Below are 17,825 nucleotides of genomic sequence, written 5' to 3' on the forward strand. Positions count from 1 at the left end.
CGGGACATGTCGTACTCCTGAGTGGTGGGCGGCGTGTGGATGCGCTGGGTATGTTTGCATCATAGGATGCGTTGATGCTCAGGGGCATCGGATGACTGTCCGCCACCTTGTAGGACAACACCTCGTCACAAGGCTGGGTCCGTGTTCCCGCCGGTCAGCGGTTTTTCCAGCGCACCACCGGCTCTTCCGGTGCCGTGTCGGGCACGTTCGAGATGGCCAGCCAATGCGTCAGGCGTTCCGGATGCTTGAGATTGATGCCCATGCCATCGATGATGCCTACCTGTTCCAGCATGCGCGCATCGATCTTCGCCTTCGACACCGTGGGCGCCCCCATGACCATGCGGTCGTAGGCCTTGCGCGCCTTGTGTTCCCACTTGTGCAGATTGCTCTCGTCGAAGCGGTTCGACTCGAAATACACGGTCAGGGTGCCATCGAGGTTGCCGAAGCCGACGATGCCGGCGCCCTTGCGGATGGTCGTCGTGTTATCGATGTCAAATTCGGCCGTGGGCACGAAAATGCCGGCGCGGCCATCGATATCGGGGCGTCCCACGGGCGTTTCCTTGCCGTAGGAACTCGTTTCAGTGATGGTTTTTTCTTCGGACATGGTGCGTGTTCGCTGGTGCTGTCAGGCGCGGAAACGGGCCCGGCTGCGCCAGCCTTCCTGTTCAATAAATGCGTGCTGATGATCAAGGCGGGGTAGAGGCCTTGGCGGAGCGATGCTGGGCATTGCTTGATATAAGAAACGCTATTGTAGTCCCAATTTAATTCTTTTGGGCAACACTCCGTAAAACTTTCTGCTGGCGCGGCGTCATGAAAAAAGCCGTCCGGCCTTGCGGCGGGACGGCTGGGGCGCGGTGCCTGATCAAGCCTTGGCGGCGGCCTTGCGGCGTGCCACGAAGCCGAGCAAGCCCAGGCCCAGCAGCATCATGGCGTAGGTTTGCGGTTCCGGTACGGCAGCCGTCACCGAGACATTGTCCAGGTAGGAACCGTACGTGGGGGCGGAAACGGGACCCACCGATTCGAAGCGCAGCAGCGTCGACGCGCCCAGCGCCGTCACGTTCTGGCTGAAGCTTTGCCAGGTGCCGCCCGTGTTGCCCGACAGCGCCGTTGGCGTGAGCAGGGTGGAACCCCAGTAGACATTCATCAGGCTGTTCGCGCCGCCCGGCGTGTCGGGACGGCCCGAGTAGGCGAACGACAGCGCATAGGTGCCGCCGGCCGTGGTGGCGATCGACTGCGAGATGGATGTCGGGCGGTCCGTATTGAGTTCCAGGTATTGCACGCCATTGGCGGCGACGGGGTTGAATCCGCCCAGGCCGCCTTGCGTGGCGCCTTTCTGGATTTCAAAGGCGGAGCTGCCGCTGGCCGACGAGGTCCAGCCCGTCACGCTGCTGGCGGGCGCCCAGGCGGAGGCGATGACGTTGTTTTCAAAACTGCCATTGACCACCAGCTCGGTCGCGGCGTTGGCGGTGCCAGCAGTGACCAGGGCGGCCAGAGCGGCGATCTTGAAGAGAGTGGCAGGCATTTTCATGTACGATCCATTTTATTGGTTAAAAGTTAATTTGATTTCCTAAAAGACATTTATAGAATATCACCAAAACTCACGAAAAGAACAAGCGCTCGCTAAAAAAAAGATGTAATTGTGAAATTAAATATGCAAAAAATGCAATTAATTTTCATGGTGAACTAATTGCAAGCCCACCCCAGAGCGGGCCGCGCCTGTAGCGCGCTTGCATCAGAGTATTTTTGTGACATCGGGATGAAAAAAAACCTGCATCATTGCAACAACGATGCAGGTTTTTGCCAGCCGCTGCCGTGCGCGGCGGCATATCGATTCGATAGGCACTGCGCGTGGATCAGAACACCAGGCGGCCTTGCACGTACACCATGCGCGGCGCGCCCACCATCTTGCCCAGGTTGCCGTCGTTGGTGCGCGTGAAATAGCGCTTGTCGGCCAGGTTGTTGACGCCGGCGACCAGTTCCAGGCCCTTCTGGCCCGGCACCTTCCATTTCACTTGCGCGTTCCACGTGCGGAAGCCGGGAATCACGCCCAGGTTGCCGGCCGGGTTTTCCGCCACGGTATTGGCTTCGTCGGCGAACTGGCGGCTCTGGTGGCTGCTCGACAAATCAACACCCCAGGCGCCCAGCTGATAGTGGGCGCCGACGGTATCCGTGGTGCGCGAATAAAAGGGCACGTCGTTGCCCGCGTTCGCGCCATCCTGCAAGGTCGCCTTGGTGTAGGTGTAGGTGGCGTAGGCGTTCAAGCCGGCCAGCGGGCCCGACTTGTCGAAGCGGTAGTCGATGGCCGTTTCCAGGCCCCGGTGGTGCGTGGCGCCCACGTTGTAGAAGACGACGTTCTCGCCGCTGCCGACGGACTGGATCTGGTTGTCGAACTTGATATTGAACAAGGTCGCTTCGGCTGACAGCTGGCCGCTCTTCCAGCGCGCGCCCAGCTCGGCTGTTTTCGCCAGTTCCGGTTGCAGCGGGTTCTTGCTCGACTGCGCATTGAGCTGCGTATTTTGCACGGCGCCAAACGAGCTGTTGTAGTTGGCGAACAAGGTCGTGTTGCTGTTGAGCAGATACGCCACGTTCAGCGAGGGCAGGGCCTTGTTGTTGAGCAACTCGATCTTCTGGTCGACCGGCAAGTGGTTGAAGCGTTCCGTCTTGATGTGCTCGTAGCGCACGCCCGGCGTGATGCGCCAGGCGTCGATGGCGATCTTGTCGTCGATATACACGGCCTGGGCATCGGTGGCGTTGTCGGCAAAGCGCGTCGGCGCCTGCCGCACGCCGCTGGCGATGACCACGTTGTAGATGGCCTCGTCGGCCCGCTCGGCCAGGTAGCGGTAGCCGACGGTGACGTCCTGCGTGACCTTGCCGGTAATAAAGCGCTGCGTGTAGCGCGGCTCGATGGCCGTCGTTTCATAGTTGCGCGGCTGGTGGCCCAGGTTTTTTCCGCTGATCAGGGTGCTTTCGCGCGAGCTCTTGTTGTAATAGGCGCGCACCTCGAATTCCTGCGTGCCGGAAATGGCGTTCAGGTAGCCGATGTCGAAGGCCTTGCGCTCGCCGCTCCAGAAGTCGGTGGGGCGCGTGTTCTGGAACGGGTCCTGCTTGTATTGCGCCGCAGTCAGGCCGCCCGGCGTGCGCGATGTCACGTCGTAGTAGGACAGCTTGCCGTATACCTCGGCGGTCGGGCTCAGGTCGTAGCGGAACTTCAGGGCGAAGTCGTTGACCTTCTCGTCGCTGCCCACGCGCCAGTCGCTGCCGCGGATGCCGGAATACAGCACCGCCAGGCCCAGGCCGCTGTCTAGCTGGGTGCCGGCAAACACGCTGGCCTGGGTGTTGTGGCCCACTTCGCTGTAAGAGTTATAGCGCACGGTGGCGTCGCCCGTGACGCCTGGCGTGGTGGGCACGCGGCGCGTCTTGAAGTTGATGATGCCGCCCACGTTTTGCGGGCCGAAGCGTACGGCGCCGCCGCCGCGCACCACGTCGACCGTCTCGACATTGGCCAGGCTGACGGGCGCGAACGACAGTTGCGGCTGGCCATACGGCGCCACGGACATCGGGATACCATCGAGCAAGACCGTGCTGCGCGGCGAATAGCGCCCGGCCAGGCCCCGCACGCCGATGTTGAGCGACACGGCGCTGCCGGCGCTGCCCGAGTTGTCGCTGATCTGCACGCCGGGAATGCGGCGCATCACGTCGCTGACGCTGGATGCGCCCGAGTTCTCGATGTCGTCCTTCTGCACCACCGTGCGGGCGCCGGCGAAATTCTTCGTGCTGGCCGCCATGCTCGTGCCCAGCAGATTGCTGCTGACCTGTATCGATTCCAGGATGGGGCCGGCGTTATCGGCGCTATTGGCTTCCTGCGCCTGCGCGGCGAAGGCAGCGGCCAGGCAGGCGACGGCGATGGCCAGCGCGCATGGGCGCAGGGAAAACGGCAGTGGGGGAAAGGTGGCGGCCATGCATGGATCTCCGTAATGACAAGGTTTGCGCGTTCGCTCAGGCGGCGCGACAACGTCGTGGCGTAGGCATCCGGCGCAAGGGGATAAGAATGATAATGATTCTCATTTTATTCGTCAATTGCGCATACCGCGTAGTGGCGGGCGCATGGCCGATAGCGCAGGGAAGTGTTGCTGGCGCGGTACAGCCGGCGTCCGCATGGTTGCTTGGCGCCATTGCAGGGGTGCGGCGGCATTGCGCGTGCTTCTTGTATACTGCCGTTTTTGCAGCCCTCGGACGTGAACGTACAATGAGCCAGACAACTGAAACGACGCCAGGCAGTTCCTCCACGGAGCGCCGCCAGGGCGACATGCCGGCAACAGCCGCGCGCAAACTCAATCTGCTGGTGGTCGACGACAACCAGGAAGTGGGCGAATCGCTGGCCATGCTGCTCGAAGCGCTGGGCCACCACGCCGTGGTGGTGCGCAACTGGCAGATGGCCGTCGAGCAAGTCAAGCTGTGCGTGCCCGACGCCGTCTATCTCGACATTGAAATGCCCGGCATCAGCGGCATCGAAATCGGCCGCCGCCTGCACAACAATCCCGACACGGCCAATGCCGTGCTGATCGCCGTCACCGGCCACAGCCTGCCCATGTACATGGACGACGCGCTGGCCGTCGGCTTCCGCCACTTCCTCGTCAAGCCCGTGCGCATGGAAGACCTGGCGACGACGGTGCAGTCGGTGCTGGCGGGATAGGTTTTCCCTTGCCCTGGTGGATGAGTGGTCAAGTGTCCAGCGCTGCGGCGCGGAATTGCAAACCGAGTGCATGCGTCACCTTTAAAATGGTGTCGAAGCTCGGATTGCCTTCGCCGGACAGCGCCTTGTACAAACTTTCCCGTCCCAATCCCGTGTCTTTGGCAAGTTGCGTCATGCCACGCGCCTTGGCAATATTGCCAAGCGCTTTGGCGATGAAGGATGCGTCGTCGCCAGCTTCTTCCAGGCAAGCTTCAAAGTAGGCGACGATATCCTCTTCGGTTTTGAGGTGCTGTGCGCTATCCCACTTGTTGAGCTTTTGTGCCATCAGACCTCCTGGAGTGTTTGCGCGAGCTGCTGCGCCGTTTTGATATCTTTCGCTTGCGTTGATTTGTCGCCGCCAGCGAGAAGGATGATTATTTCCATGCGACGCTGGATGAAATAAACACGGTAACCGGGACCACAATCAATTCGCATTTCCGAAACACCGCCATCGACAGGCTTGCAATCGCCGAAGTTGCCATCTTCGGCACGATCGATACGAGCCTGAATGCGGAAAAAGCTTTCCGATCCTTCAGCTTGCTGAACCAGTCATCGAACGTGGCGGTGGTATGGATGCTTTTCACATATACCAGTGCATTCTTTGGGATACGGAGAATCAAGCGTATACATCAAGTTTGACTGCCGCGCGCAGGCTGGCTTTGTTAGCTGATGCATTTGCCTGGCATGCTGCGCAGGCGAGGGCTGCAGCTGCCTCATGCTTGTGCGCGGAAATGAAAAAAGGGTTACAAGCCGAAGCATGTAACCCTTTTATTTACCGCTAATTCTGTGGGGTGGCTGATGGGGGACCACTGGCCACTCAAGAACCCCAATGCCCTCAAGGCGGTAAGGCTGTTGAAACACAGTTCTGTGTGGCGCATTGTGTTACAAGTTGCACGAATCTGCAAGCCATTGTTGCCGAAAATGCAAGTTCGAATTGCCCTACTATTACCTTCTTGCTTTACTCAATGGCCGTGTATCCGAATAGGCGGCAATGAACCGACGCTGGGCCTCAGCTGGGAGATTTATCAGAATCGTTGCACTGCTGTCCCAGCAAGCAATTTCAAAAAGGGCGCCGTCCAGCTGAGGCGTTGCGTCCTTTCCATTCCAGTAATCAGGATTCCCTTCGACATAGGGAACGGCCGATACTGTCGAACGAAATCCAATCGGTACCGCGCTGAAGACCGCCCAGATAAACTGAATTTCATGCTCTTGGACCAATGATGCCAGTTCTTCCCCTCGCATCCATTGGTCTGCTGAAGAGAATCCGTCGGGAGTGAAATTTGTCTCGATATCGCTGACGTACCAGTCGTAACTCTGAGGTACGATTCCCGCCGCCGCAAATATATCCCTCATGTTTGTGAAGTAGCGAACTTGTTCGGACTTTTCAAGGATTAGATTCATAGGAAGTAGAGCGCTAGATTCAAGGCGTAGGGGGCGACGGGCGAACTCATGGCAGTCGATTTTCCTTCGCCAACTCATCAGCGTACTTGCGTGCTAGCGATAGTAAGTTTTCTCGTCCGTCCTCTAGCGCTCGCGAAAGGTATACAGGGAATAGTTCCGAGCCGATAGACTTGAGTGCGGACAGCGCACCCATTCTCGGGTACTCATCGCCGGAATCCCAAGCGGCCACAGCAAGCGTTGGAACTGCAGTCGATTGCAGCTCTGCCAGTGAAAGCAAAGCGAGCCGCCGCGTGCGCTCGTGCCCGTCTCGCATGAATTCGATTAGCAAGGCTTCAGCCTCATCGCGATGCTGGATGCAATATCCTAGTTGTTCGGCGAGGTCGTCGCCCGCAACGCAACCTCTCGCGAGAGAGTGCCTGGCTATCGCTAACGTCATCGGCTCGTTCTTGGTGACCAGTTCGGCGATGTAGTCGGTGCTGGATTGTTCCAAAAGGTAGAGCAAATCTGTAACGTCGTCAGCAGACCAGTCTTGCGGCTGAACACTTGCCAAGAAATGTTGGAGGGCGCTAACAACGCCGCCATCACTCCACCAACCGTCATACTGGTCAACCCAGCGGTTCGTGGTGAGCCACGCCCGCACTTTTTCAACCTCGACATGTAGATTTGCAGGCATTATTTTTTCATCCATTGAGATGTTTTTGCCGCTTTCACGGCCTAATCCAAGAGATACACGCCGCTTTGCATCGCCCAGTCGCGGGCTGCATTCTCTATTCCTGGCGAAGCAAAGAAGAAATGGTAAGTGTCATCCCAGCTTTCGTAGAACGCGCATCCCAATTCTGGCAGAACGACATGGAAGTGACGGTGCCTTAACGATTTTCCGCCTTTTGGCATACAGTAATTTTCTAGCAGCGATTTTGATTTGAACGTTCGGAAGACCGGCCTGTTCTTAAGGCGACCGCGCATAGCGAAGGACAAGACTTCGGTATTGCTTATAATCTTTTGACAAAAACCTCGAAGAAGCCCGTCCCGGCGAGCTTGCTCTTCGGCGGAAACATTTTCGAGCAGCTTGCATGAGTCCTCCCGTGAAAGCCAGTGGTCAAATACGGAGACCGAAAGGATTTGAACGTCTTCGCGCTTCTCATTTTCATGAACGCTGGATAGCCATGCAAACTTAGCAGCGAGTTCGCTTTGGCGAATTCGGGGAACGTTGACCAAACGACGGTTAGAAATCAAAATTCTCCTATCAATATAGGGGAGGCCGCTCTTGGCTACTAGGTTACTCGACTAATTCTAGCTCGACATCATCAGGCCCAAACGCAATCAACCACTGCGTAATTCCGGTCCTGTCACTGCACTCCAGTACGTAGCCGGGCGGCTTTGAATAAACCTCAACGATGGTTGCGACATCACCGGCTACGGGCAGCCGGAGATTAAATTCGTCAGCATGGTCACGCACCTGCATATGCAACCCCTTCAGCCTGACCACATCATACTGCTCAAATTTCATGTCAACGTCCTAGTGTTGAGTGCGTGCCTGGCCGGGCGCGTTCAAACGAAAAGTTACAGTTTAACCAATTCAGTGGCCGGTGCACAGTGGTCAGGAATGCCAAATTTGGCGGGCATAAATCCGCTGTGCCTATACGGCTCATCGCCGGCTTGCCCCCTTGACCGCTTATGCTGAGTGAAGACCTCCGAGGAGAACAAGGTCGTGAGGTCCGCGGTATCGAAAGGCAAACGGCGTTTCTTGCGTTTCTTCACGCCGCTTTCCTTGAAGCCGAGCGTATTGCCAGCGGGATTCATCTTGAGAACGTGTTTACCGACGGCAATTCGATAAATTGCGCGAACCTTTGAAATGCGCTCGTTGATGGTCACAACCTGCAATCCCCGGTCAAGCATGGAATGCGCGAACGCCGTCATCAGCTCAGGTGTGACCTCGCCGGGTGTGTGTACATTGTTGCCTTTTTCGAAACATTCGAGGGCGCGCCACGGCGTTTGGGACGCGATGGTGGTCGGCATAGGACGGTCCTGAACATAGTCGCGCCAAGTCACAAAGACCTTTTCCCACGTTGGCGCCTGTGAATTTTCTGGGGTGCGCTCGGGTGCAATGAGGTGCAACGGGTGAGTGGTCGCAGGGGCGACCTTGCCTGTGTCGACGAGCTCGCCGCGTTGGCGTGCAAGTTGATGGTCCAGCGTCTCGATGACCGAACGTAGAAAGACGACGCTTTGAAGTTGCTCGTCTTCTAGCTTGGAGACTTGCTTTGGGTTCAGTGACGCGCGACTTAGGTCGAGTTCTTGACGCTTTTGGTGAAACTCGATGTCTATACGGGTAAGTTCGGCCCTCGCCCGCTCTTTTACATTGCGTACGTCTGATGTGTGAAGACTGCGCGCGATGTGCTCTTGATGAGCTGGGTAGGCAGCACGGAGGCTGGCAGGGATACGGCGGCGCACATAGAGTGTTCCACTCTTACCGCATCGATAGAGATTTTCAGAGATTGCTTTCATGGTCTGTTCCTTAGGTTGGGTGACAGACTGTGTTGCAACCGATGTTTAGCCCTAAACGAAAAAGGTCTTGATTCCTAAGGAAATCAAGACCTTGCGCGCATTTTCGGTGTTCTTTGGGGTGGCTGATGGGGCTCGAACCCACGACAACAGGAATCACAATCCTGGACTCTACCAACTGAGCTACAGCCACCACTGTCTTACTTGCCTGTTTAGCTGTTTTGCTGAACAGGTGCCGAATTATACAAAGAACTCGGCAAAGTGGCAAATCTAAATGCAGTCTTTTTCAAATAATCGAAAGATTGCCTGAAAACCCCCGTTTTTCCTCACACGGACAGGTGCGCGACGGGTGGATGCAAGTCGAGCAAACCGGCGAAGGCTTGCGTAAGGGACTCGACCTTGGCCGTCGTGTAGCCCTGCAGCCGCGGCGCGTCGTCGTTGTTGATGCGGCGCAAGCTTGCCGCGTCGAGCAGGCGGGCCAGCTGGCGCGCCACGGCGTCGCCCGTATCGACCAGGGTGATCGTTTCCTGCGTATGCGCGCGCACCGTGCGCTCGATGGCGTCCTGCACGAACGGGTAGTGGGTGCATCCGAGCACGAGGGTGTCGACGCCTTGCGCCAGCATGGGGGCGATGTAGCGCTCGAGCATGGCGCTGGTGGCGTCCAGCGGGTCGTTGCCCAGCTCGCATTGCTCGATGCGGTCGGCCAGGCCGATGCAGGGCTGCAGGATGAAGGTGGCGCCCGTGGCGGCGCTCACCTGTTCGCGCAGCGCCAGCAGTTTGTCGCCGCGCAAGGCGCGTTCCGTGGCCAGCACGGCGATCTTGCCGTTGCGGCTGATGGCGGCTGCCGGTTTCAGGCCCGGTTCGACGCCGACGATGGGCAGGTCGGGGTAGCGCGCGCGCAGCGCCTTGATGGCGGCGATGGTGGCCGTGTTGCATGCCACCACCAGTGCCTTCGCGCCTTGCTGCAATAGAAAGGCGGTGATCGCCAGCGAACGGGTGATGACTTGTTCTTCCGTCTTGTCGCCATACGGGGCGTAGGCGGAATCGGCAAAGTAAATCAAATCTTCCTGCGGCAGCTGCGCGCGGATATGGCGCAACACCGACAGGCCGCCCACTCCGGAGTCAAAAATGCCGATGGGCGCGTCTGGGCGGGCAGTGCTTGCAGTAAAAGTCATAGGGAACCGTTGAAGATAAAAAAACGCCGCGCTGGTATTGCCGCGCGGCGTCTATGGTAGAGCTTGTTTAAGCAACCGTCACGGGAATCTTGCTGACGCTATTGAGTTGCTCGATCTTCGCCTGCCACTCTTTCGGGCCCGTGTTGTGCACCGACGTGCCCTTCGCATCGACGGCCACCGTTACCGGCATGTCGACCACGTCGAATTCGTAGATCGCTTCCATGCCCATGTCGGCAAAGCCCAGCACCTTGGCGTGCTTGATGGCTTTCGACACCAGGTAGGCGGCGCCGCCCACGGCCATCAGGTAAGCCGACTGGTGCTTCTGGATCGATTCGATGGCGACAGGGCCGCGTTCGGCCTTGCCGATCATGGCGATCAGGCCCGTCTTTTCCAGCATCATGTCGGTGAACTTGTCCATGCGCGTGGCGGTCGTCGGACCGGCCGGGCCGACGGCTTCGTCGCGCACCGGGTCGACGGGGCCGACGTAGTAGATCACGCGGTTCTTGAAATCGACCGGCAACTCTTCGCCCTTGGCCAGCATGTCCTGGATGCGTTTATGCGCGGCGTCGCGGCCCGTCAGCATCTTGCCGTTCAACAGCAAGGTCTGGCCCGGCGTCCACGAAGCGACTTCTTCTTTCGTCAGGGTGTTCAGGTCGACGCGCTTGGATTTTTCCGTGTCCGGCGTCCAGTGCACTTCCGGCCACGACGACAGCGACGGCGGCGTCATGTAGGCAGGGCCGGAGCCGTCCAGTACGAAGTGGCCGTGGCGCGTGGCGGCGCAGTTCGGGATCATGGCGACCGGCTTCGACGCGGCGTGCGTCGGGTGCATCATGATCTTCACGTCGAGCACGGTCGTCAGGCCGCCCAGGCCTTGCGCGCCGATGCCCAGCGAGTTGATCTTGTCGCACAGCTCGATACGCAATTCTTCCAGTTTATTCTGCGGGCCGCGTTGTTTCAGCTCAAACATGTCGATGTCTTCCATCAACACTTCTTTTGCCATCAGCATGGCTTTTTCGGCCGTGCCGCCGATGCCGATGCCCAGCATGCCAGGCGGGCACCAGCCGGCGCCCATGGTCGGCACGGTTTTCATGACCCAGTCCACCAGCGAATCGGACGGGTTCATCATGATCATCTTGGATTTGTTTTCCGAACCGCCGCCCTTGGCAGCGACTTTCACGTCGACGGTATTGCCTTCGACCAGTTCCATGTGCACGACGGCTGGCGTGTTGTCCTTGGTGTTCTTGCGGTCGAAATGCGGGTCGGCCACAATGGAGGCGCGCAGCTTGTTGTCGTCGAAGTTGTACGCGCGGCGCACGCCTTCGTTGACGGCGTCGGTGACGGTGCCGCTGAAGCCTTCGAAGCGCACGCCCATGCCGATTTTCAGGAAGACGTTGACGATGCCCGTGTCCTGGCAGATCGGACGCTTGCCTTCCGCGCACATGCGCGAGTTGGTCAGGATTTGCGCAATCGCATCCTTTGCCGCCGGGCTTTGCTCGGACTCGTAGGCGCGCGCCAGGTGCTCGATGTAATCAGCAGGGTGGTAGTAGCTAATGTACTGCAACGCTGCGGCGACGGATTCGATCAGGTCTTCTTGCTTTATGACAGTCATGGTGTTCTCGCGGTAGATAAGAAGGGTAAGACTCTTTACTAATACTAGTTACTGCATTGGAATGACAAAAGCCCATGGCCGCCGCTGGCAGCCATGGGCTTCTTGTTAATGGGGTGCTCTTGCCTGGTTCTGCGTCACGGTCATGATGCGGTCCGTGTAGGCAATCGCCATCGCCGACAGGATGAAGACCATGTGTATCACCGTTTGCGCGATGATCACTTCGATCTTGTACGAGTTCGCGTTGATGAAGGTCTTCAGCAGGTGGATGGACGAAATGCCGATGATGGCCATCGCCAGTTTCGTCTTCAGCACGGACGCATTCACATGCGACAGCCATTCCGGCTGGTCTGGGTGGTCATCGAGGTGCATGCGCGACACGAAGGTTTCATAGCCGCCGATAATGACCATGATCAAGAGGTTCGAGATCATGACCACGTCAATCAGGCCTAATACCACCAGCATGATGGTCGCTTCGTTCAGCTTGGTCGGCAGGGCGCCGCCCGGTACGGCCACGGCCGTCAGGACGTGCTGCAGGGCTGCGTCATTGCCGAACACGGCGCCGATCAGGTCGGATAATTCCACCCAGAAATGAAATACGTAGACGCATTGTGCGAGGATCAGGCCCAGGTACAGTGGCAACTGCAGCCAGCGCGACATGAAGATGAAGGCGGACAGCGGGTGCAGCCTGGTATGTTTGGCAGACGGTGATTGGTGGTCGATCATGTGGGGGTTCCTGGGGGAGTAAATACCAATTTCTGGCATGCCCGACATTTTACACTTGCTACTGATCACTGCGCATGGCCTGGTTCTGGAATATTGGGTTTGATGAAACACAAAGTGGTATTGAACCTTCGGCGTACCGGGCATTTCCCCATTGAAAATACTGCACAGTACGCCCTTGACGCCCATCGCCGAAGGCGATTATGGTTAGCATGGATAAGGGTAAACGCTGCATAAACGCGACATGTAAGGCGTCCGTAAGACACAGGGCCTATCGTGTTAGCAAACAATTACTACACTGGAGACTAGCATGACCGCTACAGACAACCAAGGGCAGGGCACGCAGCAGCAGGGACCGGAAGAGTCGCGCGTATTCGAGCCGTCGGCGGCATTTGCCGCCCAAGCCACCATTTCCGGCATGGCGGCGTATCACGCCATGGTGAAAGAGGCGGAAACCGACTACGAAGGCTTCTGGGCCAGGCTGGCGCGCGAGAACCTGAGCTGGAAAAAGCCGTTCACCCGCACCCTGAACGAAGACAACGCGCCATTCTACAAATGGTTCGAAGACGGCCAGCTGAACGTGTCGTATAACTGCCTGGACCGCAACATCGAAAATGGCCTGGGCGACAAGACGGCCATCATCTTCGAAGCGGACGACGGCACCGTCACCAAGGCAACCTATAAAGAGCTGCACGAAAAAGTCTGCAAGTTCGCCAACGGCCTGAAATCCAAGGGTATCGCCAAGGGCGACCGCGTCATCATCTATATGTCGATGTCCGTCGAAGGCGTTGCCGCCATGCAAGCCTGCGCGCGCATCGGCGCCACCCATTCCGTCGTGTTCGGCGGCTTCTCGGCGAAATCCCTGCAGGAACGCATCATCGACGCGGGCGCCGTCGCCGTCATCACGGGCGACGAGCAATTGCGCGGCGGCAAGAAGCTGCCATTGAAATCCATCGTCGACGAAGCGCTGGCGCTGGGCGGCTGCGATTCCGTGAAAAACGTCATCGTGTACAAACGCACCGGCAGCGACCTGCCGATGGTGGCCGGCCGCGACATCTGGCTGCACGACCTGGTCGAAGGCCAGAGCGCGCAATGCGAGCCGGAATGGGTCGATGCCGAACATCCACTGTTCATCCTGTACACATCTGGTTCGACGGGCACGCCGAAGGGCGTGCAGCATTCGAGCGGCGGCTACCTGCTGTGGGCCGCGCTGACGATGAAGTGGAGTTTCGACATCAAGCCGGACGACGTCTTCTGGTGCACGGCCGACATCGGCTGGGTGACGGGCCACAGCTATATCGCCTACGGCCCGATGGCCGTGGGCGCCACGCAAGTGGTGTTCGAAGGCATCCCGACCTACCCGAACGCGGGCCGTTTCTGGGAAACCATCAAGAAACACAACGTCAGCATCTTCTACACGGCGCCCACGGCCATCCGTTCGCTGATCAAGGCGGCCGACGTGGACCCGAAAGTGCATCCAAGCAACTACGACTTGACGAGCTTGCGCCTGCTGGGCACGGTTGGCGAGCCGATCAATCCGGAAGCGTGGATGTGGTACTACAAGCATATCGGCGCCGAGAAATGCCCGATTGTCGATACCTTCTGGCAAACGGAAACGGGCGGCCACATGATCACGCCATTGCCGGGCGCCACGCCGATGGTCCCCGGTTCCTGCACCCTGCCATTGCCGGGCATCATGGCCGCCATCGTCGACGAAGCGGGCCAGGACGTGCCGAACGGCCAGGGCGGTATTCTGGTAGTAAAACGTCCATGGCCATCGATGATCCGCACGATCTGGAACAACCCCGAGCGCTTCAAGTCCAGCTACTTCCCGGAAGAGCTGGGCGGCAAGATGTACCTGGCAGGCGACGGCGCCATCCGCAACAAGGACACGGGCTACTTCACCATCACGGGCCGCATCGATGACGTGCTGAACGTGTCGGGCCACCGCATGGGCACGATGGAAATCGAATCGGCGCTGGTGGCCAACCCGCTGGTGGCCGAAGCGGCGGTAGTCGGCCGTCCGGACGACACGACAGGCGAATCGATCTGCGCCTTCGTGGTGCTCAAGCAGGCGCGTCCGACCGGCGAGGAAGCCAAGAAGCTGGCCCTGGAGCTGCGCAACTGGGTCGGCAAGGAAATCGGCCCGATCGCGAAACCGAAGGAAATCCGTTTCGGCGACAACCTGCCGAAAACCCGCTCCGGCAAAATCATGCGCCGCCTGCTGCGCGTACTGGCCAAGGGCGAGACGATCACGCAAGACGTGTCGACGCTGGAAAACCCGGCGATTCTGGAGCAGTTGAAGGAAGCGTCGTAATATCCCCAAGCAACATCCGGGGTCAGACCCGCCGGGTCTGACCCCAGCCTTTACTGGGGACTTGAGAACATCTGAAACCAATTCTGGTCAGTCAATGGTTTTACCCCACGGTAAATAACTTTGGCAGTCCGTAGAATCTTTGCTATAATCTGCGGCTTCGCGACAAGCGAGAAATAGTACGCAGTGCGAGCAAGTCGACGCATTGCCTGCAGGAGAGGTGGATGAGTGGTTGAAGTCGCACGCCTGGAAAGCGTGTATAGGTTCATAGCCTATCGGGGGTTCGAATCCCCCTCTCTCCGCCAAGAACTACTAAGCCCTTGATTATTCAAGGGCTTTTTTACTTGTGCAACGACAAAGGTGTCCCAAGACGGTGTCCCATAACTCTGGGAAATCTATCTTGAAACTGCCTTCACACCTCGCAAAATCCCGTCATGGGGTCTTCTACTTCCGCCTGACTTTCAGAGTCGGCGCCGCCACCAAGGAAAAACGGATCTCACTCCGTACGAAGAATTCCCAAGAAGCTCGCTTCAAAGCTATGTGCCTATCTGGGATAATGGCTGCTCAGACTCACAAGAAAGAGCAGGCAATGGCGACCAACTACCTCAACACAGCTACAAGTATTGCTCAAGGTCTTGACAGTGATTTTTTGTTGAACCTGCTGCACCGTGTCAATCGTGAGCAGTTGGCAGAACTATCTGGATTGCCACAGCAAGAAATTGAGGCATTTTTCACAATGCCATCACCTGACACCCGCAACCTTGATATTGATGTCGGTGGTATTAGTCTTCGTAATATTAATAACGATGATGATGCAAGCCGTGCTATTCATATCCTCAAGGCACTGAACCTGTCGCCAGAGGCTTTGGCTCAACTGATAGCAAGCCCAGTACCCCAAACCGTTCCAGTCGTAGCAGCGCAGCAACCGAGTTCCAATGAGGACGGAGGAACCACCATTCAAGAAATGGTACCTAGATTTGCCACACGAAAAAAAGCCAAGCTTAGTGAAAAAACTCTCTATGAATATGGCAACTATCATCGCAAGTTTGTAGAATGGCTTGAGCTTAGGAAAAAGAAAAAACATATTCCTGTTCATAGTATTACTCGTGCGGACCTCGCGGATTTCATTGATGATTTGTTAGCATCAGGTATTGCACCTAAGACCGTAACACAAAAGTATTTGGCTGCCATCAGTGGGCTTTTTGAGCTTGCCCAGTCCATTGGTGTTTTGCCAGAAGGACAGATATTAGTTAGCCGTGGTCACAAGGTATTTACTAAGCAAGATGCTAAAAAATCAGCTTCTACCAGTAGCTACAAACCATTTACAGATGTAGAATTAAAGTCAATTTTTCAAACTGATTTGCTCATCAAAGCAAAACAGCCAGCCGATTTTTGGCTCCCAATGCTGGGGCTTTTTACTGGTGGTCGGGTTTCCGAACTATCTCAAATTGATATTACTGATATACAGAAACACGGTGAAGTGTGGGCTCTTTCAATTAATAATGAAGGTGACAAGTCAGTTAAAACGATGGCATCTACTCGCCTTATTCCTCTTCACCCTACACTCATTGATTGTGGATTTTTAGAATATGTCAATGATGCAAGCCAACACGGTAAAAAACTATTTCCATATTTAGCACCCGACAAATTCGGCTCTTATGGTGGAAGAACAAGCGAACGATGGGGTTCCTATCTGGATACTTTAGGTATTAAAGATCCACAAAAAACTTTTCACTCATTTCGTAGCACATCAAACAATAGATTGAAGCATAATGGTGTACCAGAAGAAAATCGTTGCCAGTTTATCGGTCACGAGCATGACACGATTAATTCGGCAACTTACTCAGAACCTCACAAGCTTCCATTCCTCTTAGAGAATGTTGCCAATAAGTTGGATTATCCATATATTGACTTCTCACGGTTAAAATACATTGCCGGTTTTTTTGATAAAATTCTAGTGAAGGAATGTAGTGCCACTGCTAAACGGTTTATTCACAAACAAGCAAGGGATAATCGTGCTAAACGGCAAGCCAAGTAAAACTTAATAAAATCGATAAGCTGAATGTGGCAAATAAAAAAATTATTAATTGCAGCCAAACGGAGGGATTTATGGAGAAATTTTTCGTTGAAAGAAAAAAAATATCTAGCTACAAAATGTTTTTGAAAGAAAATTACCGCCCTCCTAGTCGAGGAGGAAATACAAATGCATTACATTCGCATGTTATAGAAGTAGATGGAGAAGAATATAGTTTTCTCGCATTGGGTTCTCAACAGTGGATATATAAGAATGATATAGTTTCTTTTGAGTATAAAGTGGAAAATAATTATAAAAATATAGTCAATGCATCAATCGTAACTACTGATAGAAAAGGGCAGGAAATCTCACGCGGCAATAGAGGATTTAAACAGCAACTCCGCTCCAAATGAACCGATAATATTAAACGGAAAATTGCAGATGAAAATAATTTTAGTTTTTGTTTTGTTTGTTTTGGGTGGCTGTGCTGCTCCAAAATATCAGCACTCAGAAAAAACAATTGAAAAAATGGCTGGCGATAAATTTGATAATTACCAACAAGAGAACGATGGTATTATTTTTGGAATAAATCTAAAAGAAAGTGGGCCACAAGGACTAAAATACAATAAAATTGATTCTGATACTGGAGCCAAAGTATATACCGTTTGGGAATATCCCGCCGAGGGGAAAATTTTAACTTCTATACAGTTAGATGAATTGGGTAATATTATACAGTTAGACAGATTCTGGTTCTCCTTTCCGAATATTGATACGGATGCAATTTTAGAATCTCAAAAAAATTTCTTTGATAAAAATTATGCGATGAAATTAAGAAGTTTGACCGATAGTGGTGAACATAATTTTGTTAGTAAGAAAGAGTTTTTGGACGAGCTTCAAGCTACTTCTATTAGGTGCAATAATACTTGTTTAAGAATTCCGCAAAGCAGTAAAGGTATAAGTGAAATCATCTCATCTGCTGGTTATTTTTCTGCGGTATTGGACGGTTCTTCAAGCCGTTATGTTCGAGTAAGCTTAACGACTCGTCACATGAAAGAGTATAAAAAAAGAAAGATGGAAAAATATCAGTAAAATTTCTATACTATAAAAAAGGCTAGTCATCGACTAGCCTTTTTATTCTGTTAGATTCAGCACCACCTGGTTTCTAACCGTACGCCTATTGACAATTAAAAAAATTGAAATATATGTATACCACCAAACAACAGAAATATAATAATTTATTAAATGTAAATTGTCAATAATCGAAAAAATATATTCATTGTCTTGTTTGGTAAATAAGGCAATTTTTTTATGCGTCGGTTAATTCCCTCGATTCGAAACATTGCTAATGTGAATGGTTTGTA

17 protein-coding genes, 2 tRNA genes and 1 pseudogene are annotated in these 17,825 nt (G+C 55.0%); 6 read left to right on the top strand and 14 right to left on the bottom strand.

Going from position 1 to position 17,825, the window contains the following annotated elements; all coding sequences use genetic code 11:
• Positions 1 to 154: 154 nt before the first annotated feature.
• From BXA07_RS16955 to BXA07_RS16965, 3 genes are all read right to left on the bottom strand, one after another.
• A complete protein-coding gene (locus tag BXA07_RS16955) occupies positions 155 to 604 on the bottom strand; it encodes a hypothetical protein (protein ID WP_076569153.1) in 450 nt (149 codons plus the stop codon).
• 258 nt (positions 605 to 862) lie between these two features.
• Positions 863 to 1,528, bottom strand: coding sequence for an FxDxF family PEP-CTERM protein (locus tag BXA07_RS16960; RefSeq protein ID WP_083708364.1), 666 nt, complete (start codon positions 1,526 to 1,528; stop codon positions 863 to 865).
• 325 nt (positions 1,529 to 1,853) lie between these two features.
• A complete protein-coding gene (locus BXA07_RS16965) occupies positions 1,854 to 3,959 on the bottom strand; it encodes a TonB-dependent receptor family protein (protein ID WP_076569155.1) in 2,106 nt (701 codons plus the stop codon).
• Positions 3,960 to 4,246: 287 nt separating this feature from the next.
• Here BXA07_RS16965 and BXA07_RS30825 point away from each other — a divergent pair, with 287 nt between their 5' ends.
• A complete protein-coding gene (locus BXA07_RS30825) occupies positions 4,247 to 4,693 on the top strand; it encodes a response regulator (RefSeq protein ID WP_076569157.1) in 447 nt (148 codons plus the stop codon).
• 28 nt (positions 4,694 to 4,721) lie between these two features.
• Here the strand turns inward: BXA07_RS30825 and BXA07_RS16975 are convergent, their stop codons facing one another.
• From BXA07_RS16975 to BXA07_RS17020, 11 genes and pseudogenes are all read right to left on the bottom strand, one after another.
• Positions 4,722 to 5,018: an addiction module antidote protein gene (locus BXA07_RS16975; RefSeq protein ID WP_076569159.1), complete on the bottom strand. Its 297-nt coding sequence runs from the start codon at positions 5,016 to 5,018 to the stop codon at positions 4,722 to 4,724.
• Positions 5,018 to 5,316, bottom strand: a pseudogene (locus tag BXA07_RS16980) (type II toxin-antitoxin system RelE/ParE family toxin). The gene BXA07_RS16975 and the pseudogene BXA07_RS16980 overlap by 1 nt, the downstream one beginning before the upstream one ends.
• A gap of 361 nt (positions 5,317 to 5,677) precedes the next feature.
• Complete coding sequence (locus BXA07_RS16985) at positions 5,678 to 6,133, bottom strand: hypothetical protein (RefSeq protein WP_076569161.1); 456 nt, start codon at positions 6,131 to 6,133, stop codon at positions 5,678 to 5,680.
• Positions 6,134 to 6,179: 46 nt separating this feature from the next.
• Complete coding sequence (locus BXA07_RS16990) at positions 6,180 to 6,821, bottom strand: HEAT repeat domain-containing protein (RefSeq protein ID WP_139335623.1); 642 nt, start codon at positions 6,819 to 6,821, stop codon at positions 6,180 to 6,182.
• Between the two features lie 26 nt (positions 6,822 to 6,847).
• Positions 6,848 to 7,366, bottom strand: coding sequence for a hypothetical protein (locus tag BXA07_RS30235; RefSeq protein WP_139335624.1), 519 nt, complete (start codon positions 7,364 to 7,366; stop codon positions 6,848 to 6,850).
• A 43-nt stretch (positions 7,367 to 7,409) separates the two neighbouring features.
• Complete coding sequence (locus tag BXA07_RS16995) at positions 7,410 to 7,640, bottom strand: DUF4926 domain-containing protein (protein ID WP_076569165.1); 231 nt, start codon at positions 7,638 to 7,640, stop codon at positions 7,410 to 7,412.
• 53 nt (positions 7,641 to 7,693) lie between these two features.
• Positions 7,694 to 8,635 (bottom strand): DUF6538 domain-containing protein, encoded by a 942-nt coding sequence (locus BXA07_RS17000; RefSeq protein WP_076569166.1) that lies wholly within the window; start codon positions 8,633 to 8,635, stop codon positions 7,694 to 7,696.
• Between the two features lie 114 nt (positions 8,636 to 8,749).
• Positions 8,750 to 8,825, bottom strand: a tRNA-His gene (locus tag BXA07_RS17005).
• Positions 8,826 to 8,958: 133 nt separating this feature from the next.
• Positions 8,959 to 9,807: a glutamate racemase gene (gene murI, locus BXA07_RS17010; RefSeq protein WP_076569168.1), complete on the bottom strand. Its 849-nt coding sequence runs from the start codon at positions 9,805 to 9,807 to the stop codon at positions 8,959 to 8,961.
• 67 nt (positions 9,808 to 9,874) lie between these two features.
• Positions 9,875 to 11,416, bottom strand: a complete 1,542-nt coding sequence (locus BXA07_RS17015) for a fumarate hydratase (protein WP_076569170.1) — start codon at positions 11,414 to 11,416, stop codon at positions 9,875 to 9,877.
• Positions 11,417 to 11,521: 105 nt separating this feature from the next.
• Positions 11,522 to 12,139 (bottom strand): YqhA family protein, encoded by a 618-nt coding sequence (locus BXA07_RS17020; protein ID WP_076569172.1) that lies wholly within the window; start codon positions 12,137 to 12,139, stop codon positions 11,522 to 11,524.
• 307 nt (positions 12,140 to 12,446) lie between these two features.
• On the opposite strand from BXA07_RS17020, the gene acs reads away from it, so the two are divergent.
• The 5 genes from acs to BXA07_RS30245 all read left to right on the top strand — a co-directional run bounded on the left by acs (position 12,447) and on the right by BXA07_RS30245 (position 17,553).
• Entirely contained in the window at positions 12,447 to 14,453 is a 2,007-nt protein-coding gene (gene acs, locus BXA07_RS17025; RefSeq protein ID WP_076569174.1) for an acetate--CoA ligase, read from the top strand.
• 211 nt (positions 14,454 to 14,664) lie between these two features.
• A tRNA-Ser gene (locus BXA07_RS17030) sits at positions 14,665 to 14,755 on the top strand.
• A 95-nt stretch (positions 14,756 to 14,850) separates the two neighbouring features.
• Complete coding sequence (locus BXA07_RS30240) at positions 14,851 to 16,488, top strand: site-specific integrase (RefSeq protein ID WP_139335625.1); 1,638 nt, start codon at positions 14,851 to 14,853, stop codon at positions 16,486 to 16,488.
• Positions 16,489 to 16,559: 71 nt separating this feature from the next.
• Positions 16,560 to 16,877: a hypothetical protein gene (locus BXA07_RS17045; RefSeq protein WP_076569179.1), complete on the top strand. Its 318-nt coding sequence runs from the start codon at positions 16,560 to 16,562 to the stop codon at positions 16,875 to 16,877.
• 28 nt (positions 16,878 to 16,905) lie between these two features.
• Entirely contained in the window at positions 16,906 to 17,553 is a 648-nt protein-coding gene (locus BXA07_RS30245; RefSeq protein ID WP_139335626.1) for a hypothetical protein, read from the top strand.
• The last annotated feature ends 272 nt before the right edge of the window (positions 17,554 to 17,825 follow it).

The organism is Janthinobacterium sp. TND4EL3 (assembly GCF_900156175.1).
Taxonomy (GTDB): domain Bacteria; phylum Pseudomonadota; class Gammaproteobacteria; order Burkholderiales; family Burkholderiaceae_D; genus Janthinobacterium.

Excerpts from the sequence above, each read along its gene's own strand:
- murI (WP_076569168.1), bottom strand. The coding sequence starts at position 9,807 with ATGACTTTTACTGCAAGCACTGCCCGCCCAGACGCGCCCATCGGCATT.
- BXA07_RS16955 (WP_076569153.1), bottom strand. The coding sequence starts at position 604 with ATGTCCGAAGAAAAAACCATCACTGAAACGAGTTCCTACGGCAAGGAA.
- BXA07_RS17020 (WP_076569172.1), bottom strand. The coding sequence starts at position 12,139 with ATGATCGACCACCAATCACCGTCTGCCAAACATACCAGGCTGCACCCG.
- BXA07_RS16975 (WP_076569159.1), bottom strand. The coding sequence starts at position 5,018 with ATGGCACAAAAGCTCAACAAGTGGGATAGCGCACAGCACCTCAAAACC.
- BXA07_RS17045 (WP_076569179.1), top strand. The coding sequence starts at position 16,560 with ATGGAGAAATTTTTCGTTGAAAGAAAAAAAATATCTAGCTACAAAATG.
- BXA07_RS16985 (WP_076569161.1), bottom strand. The coding sequence starts at position 6,133 with ATGAATCTAATCCTTGAAAAGTCCGAACAAGTTCGCTACTTCACAAAC.
- BXA07_RS16990 (WP_139335623.1), bottom strand. The coding sequence starts at position 6,821 with ATGGATGAAAAAATAATGCCTGCAAATCTACATGTCGAGGTTGAAAAA.
- BXA07_RS30825 (WP_076569157.1), top strand. The coding sequence starts at position 4,247 with ATGAGCCAGACAACTGAAACGACGCCAGGCAGTTCCTCCACGGAGCGC.
- BXA07_RS16995 (WP_076569165.1), bottom strand. The coding sequence starts at position 7,640 with ATGAAATTTGAGCAGTATGATGTGGTCAGGCTGAAGGGGTTGCATATG.
- BXA07_RS16960 (WP_083708364.1), bottom strand. The coding sequence starts at position 1,528 with ATGAAAATGCCTGCCACTCTCTTCAAGATCGCCGCTCTGGCCGCCCTG.
- BXA07_RS30245 (WP_139335626.1), top strand. The coding sequence starts at position 16,906 with ATGAAAATAATTTTAGTTTTTGTTTTGTTTGTTTTGGGTGGCTGTGCT.
- acs (WP_076569174.1), top strand. The coding sequence starts at position 12,447 with ATGACCGCTACAGACAACCAAGGGCAGGGCACGCAGCAGCAGGGACCG.
- BXA07_RS17015 (WP_076569170.1), bottom strand. The coding sequence starts at position 11,416 with ATGACTGTCATAAAGCAAGAAGACCTGATCGAATCCGTCGCCGCAGCG.
- BXA07_RS17000 (WP_076569166.1), bottom strand. The coding sequence starts at position 8,635 with ATGAAAGCAATCTCTGAAAATCTCTATCGATGCGGTAAGAGTGGAACA.
- BXA07_RS16965 (WP_076569155.1), bottom strand. The coding sequence starts at position 3,959 with ATGGCCGCCACCTTTCCCCCACTGCCGTTTTCCCTGCGCCCATGCGCG.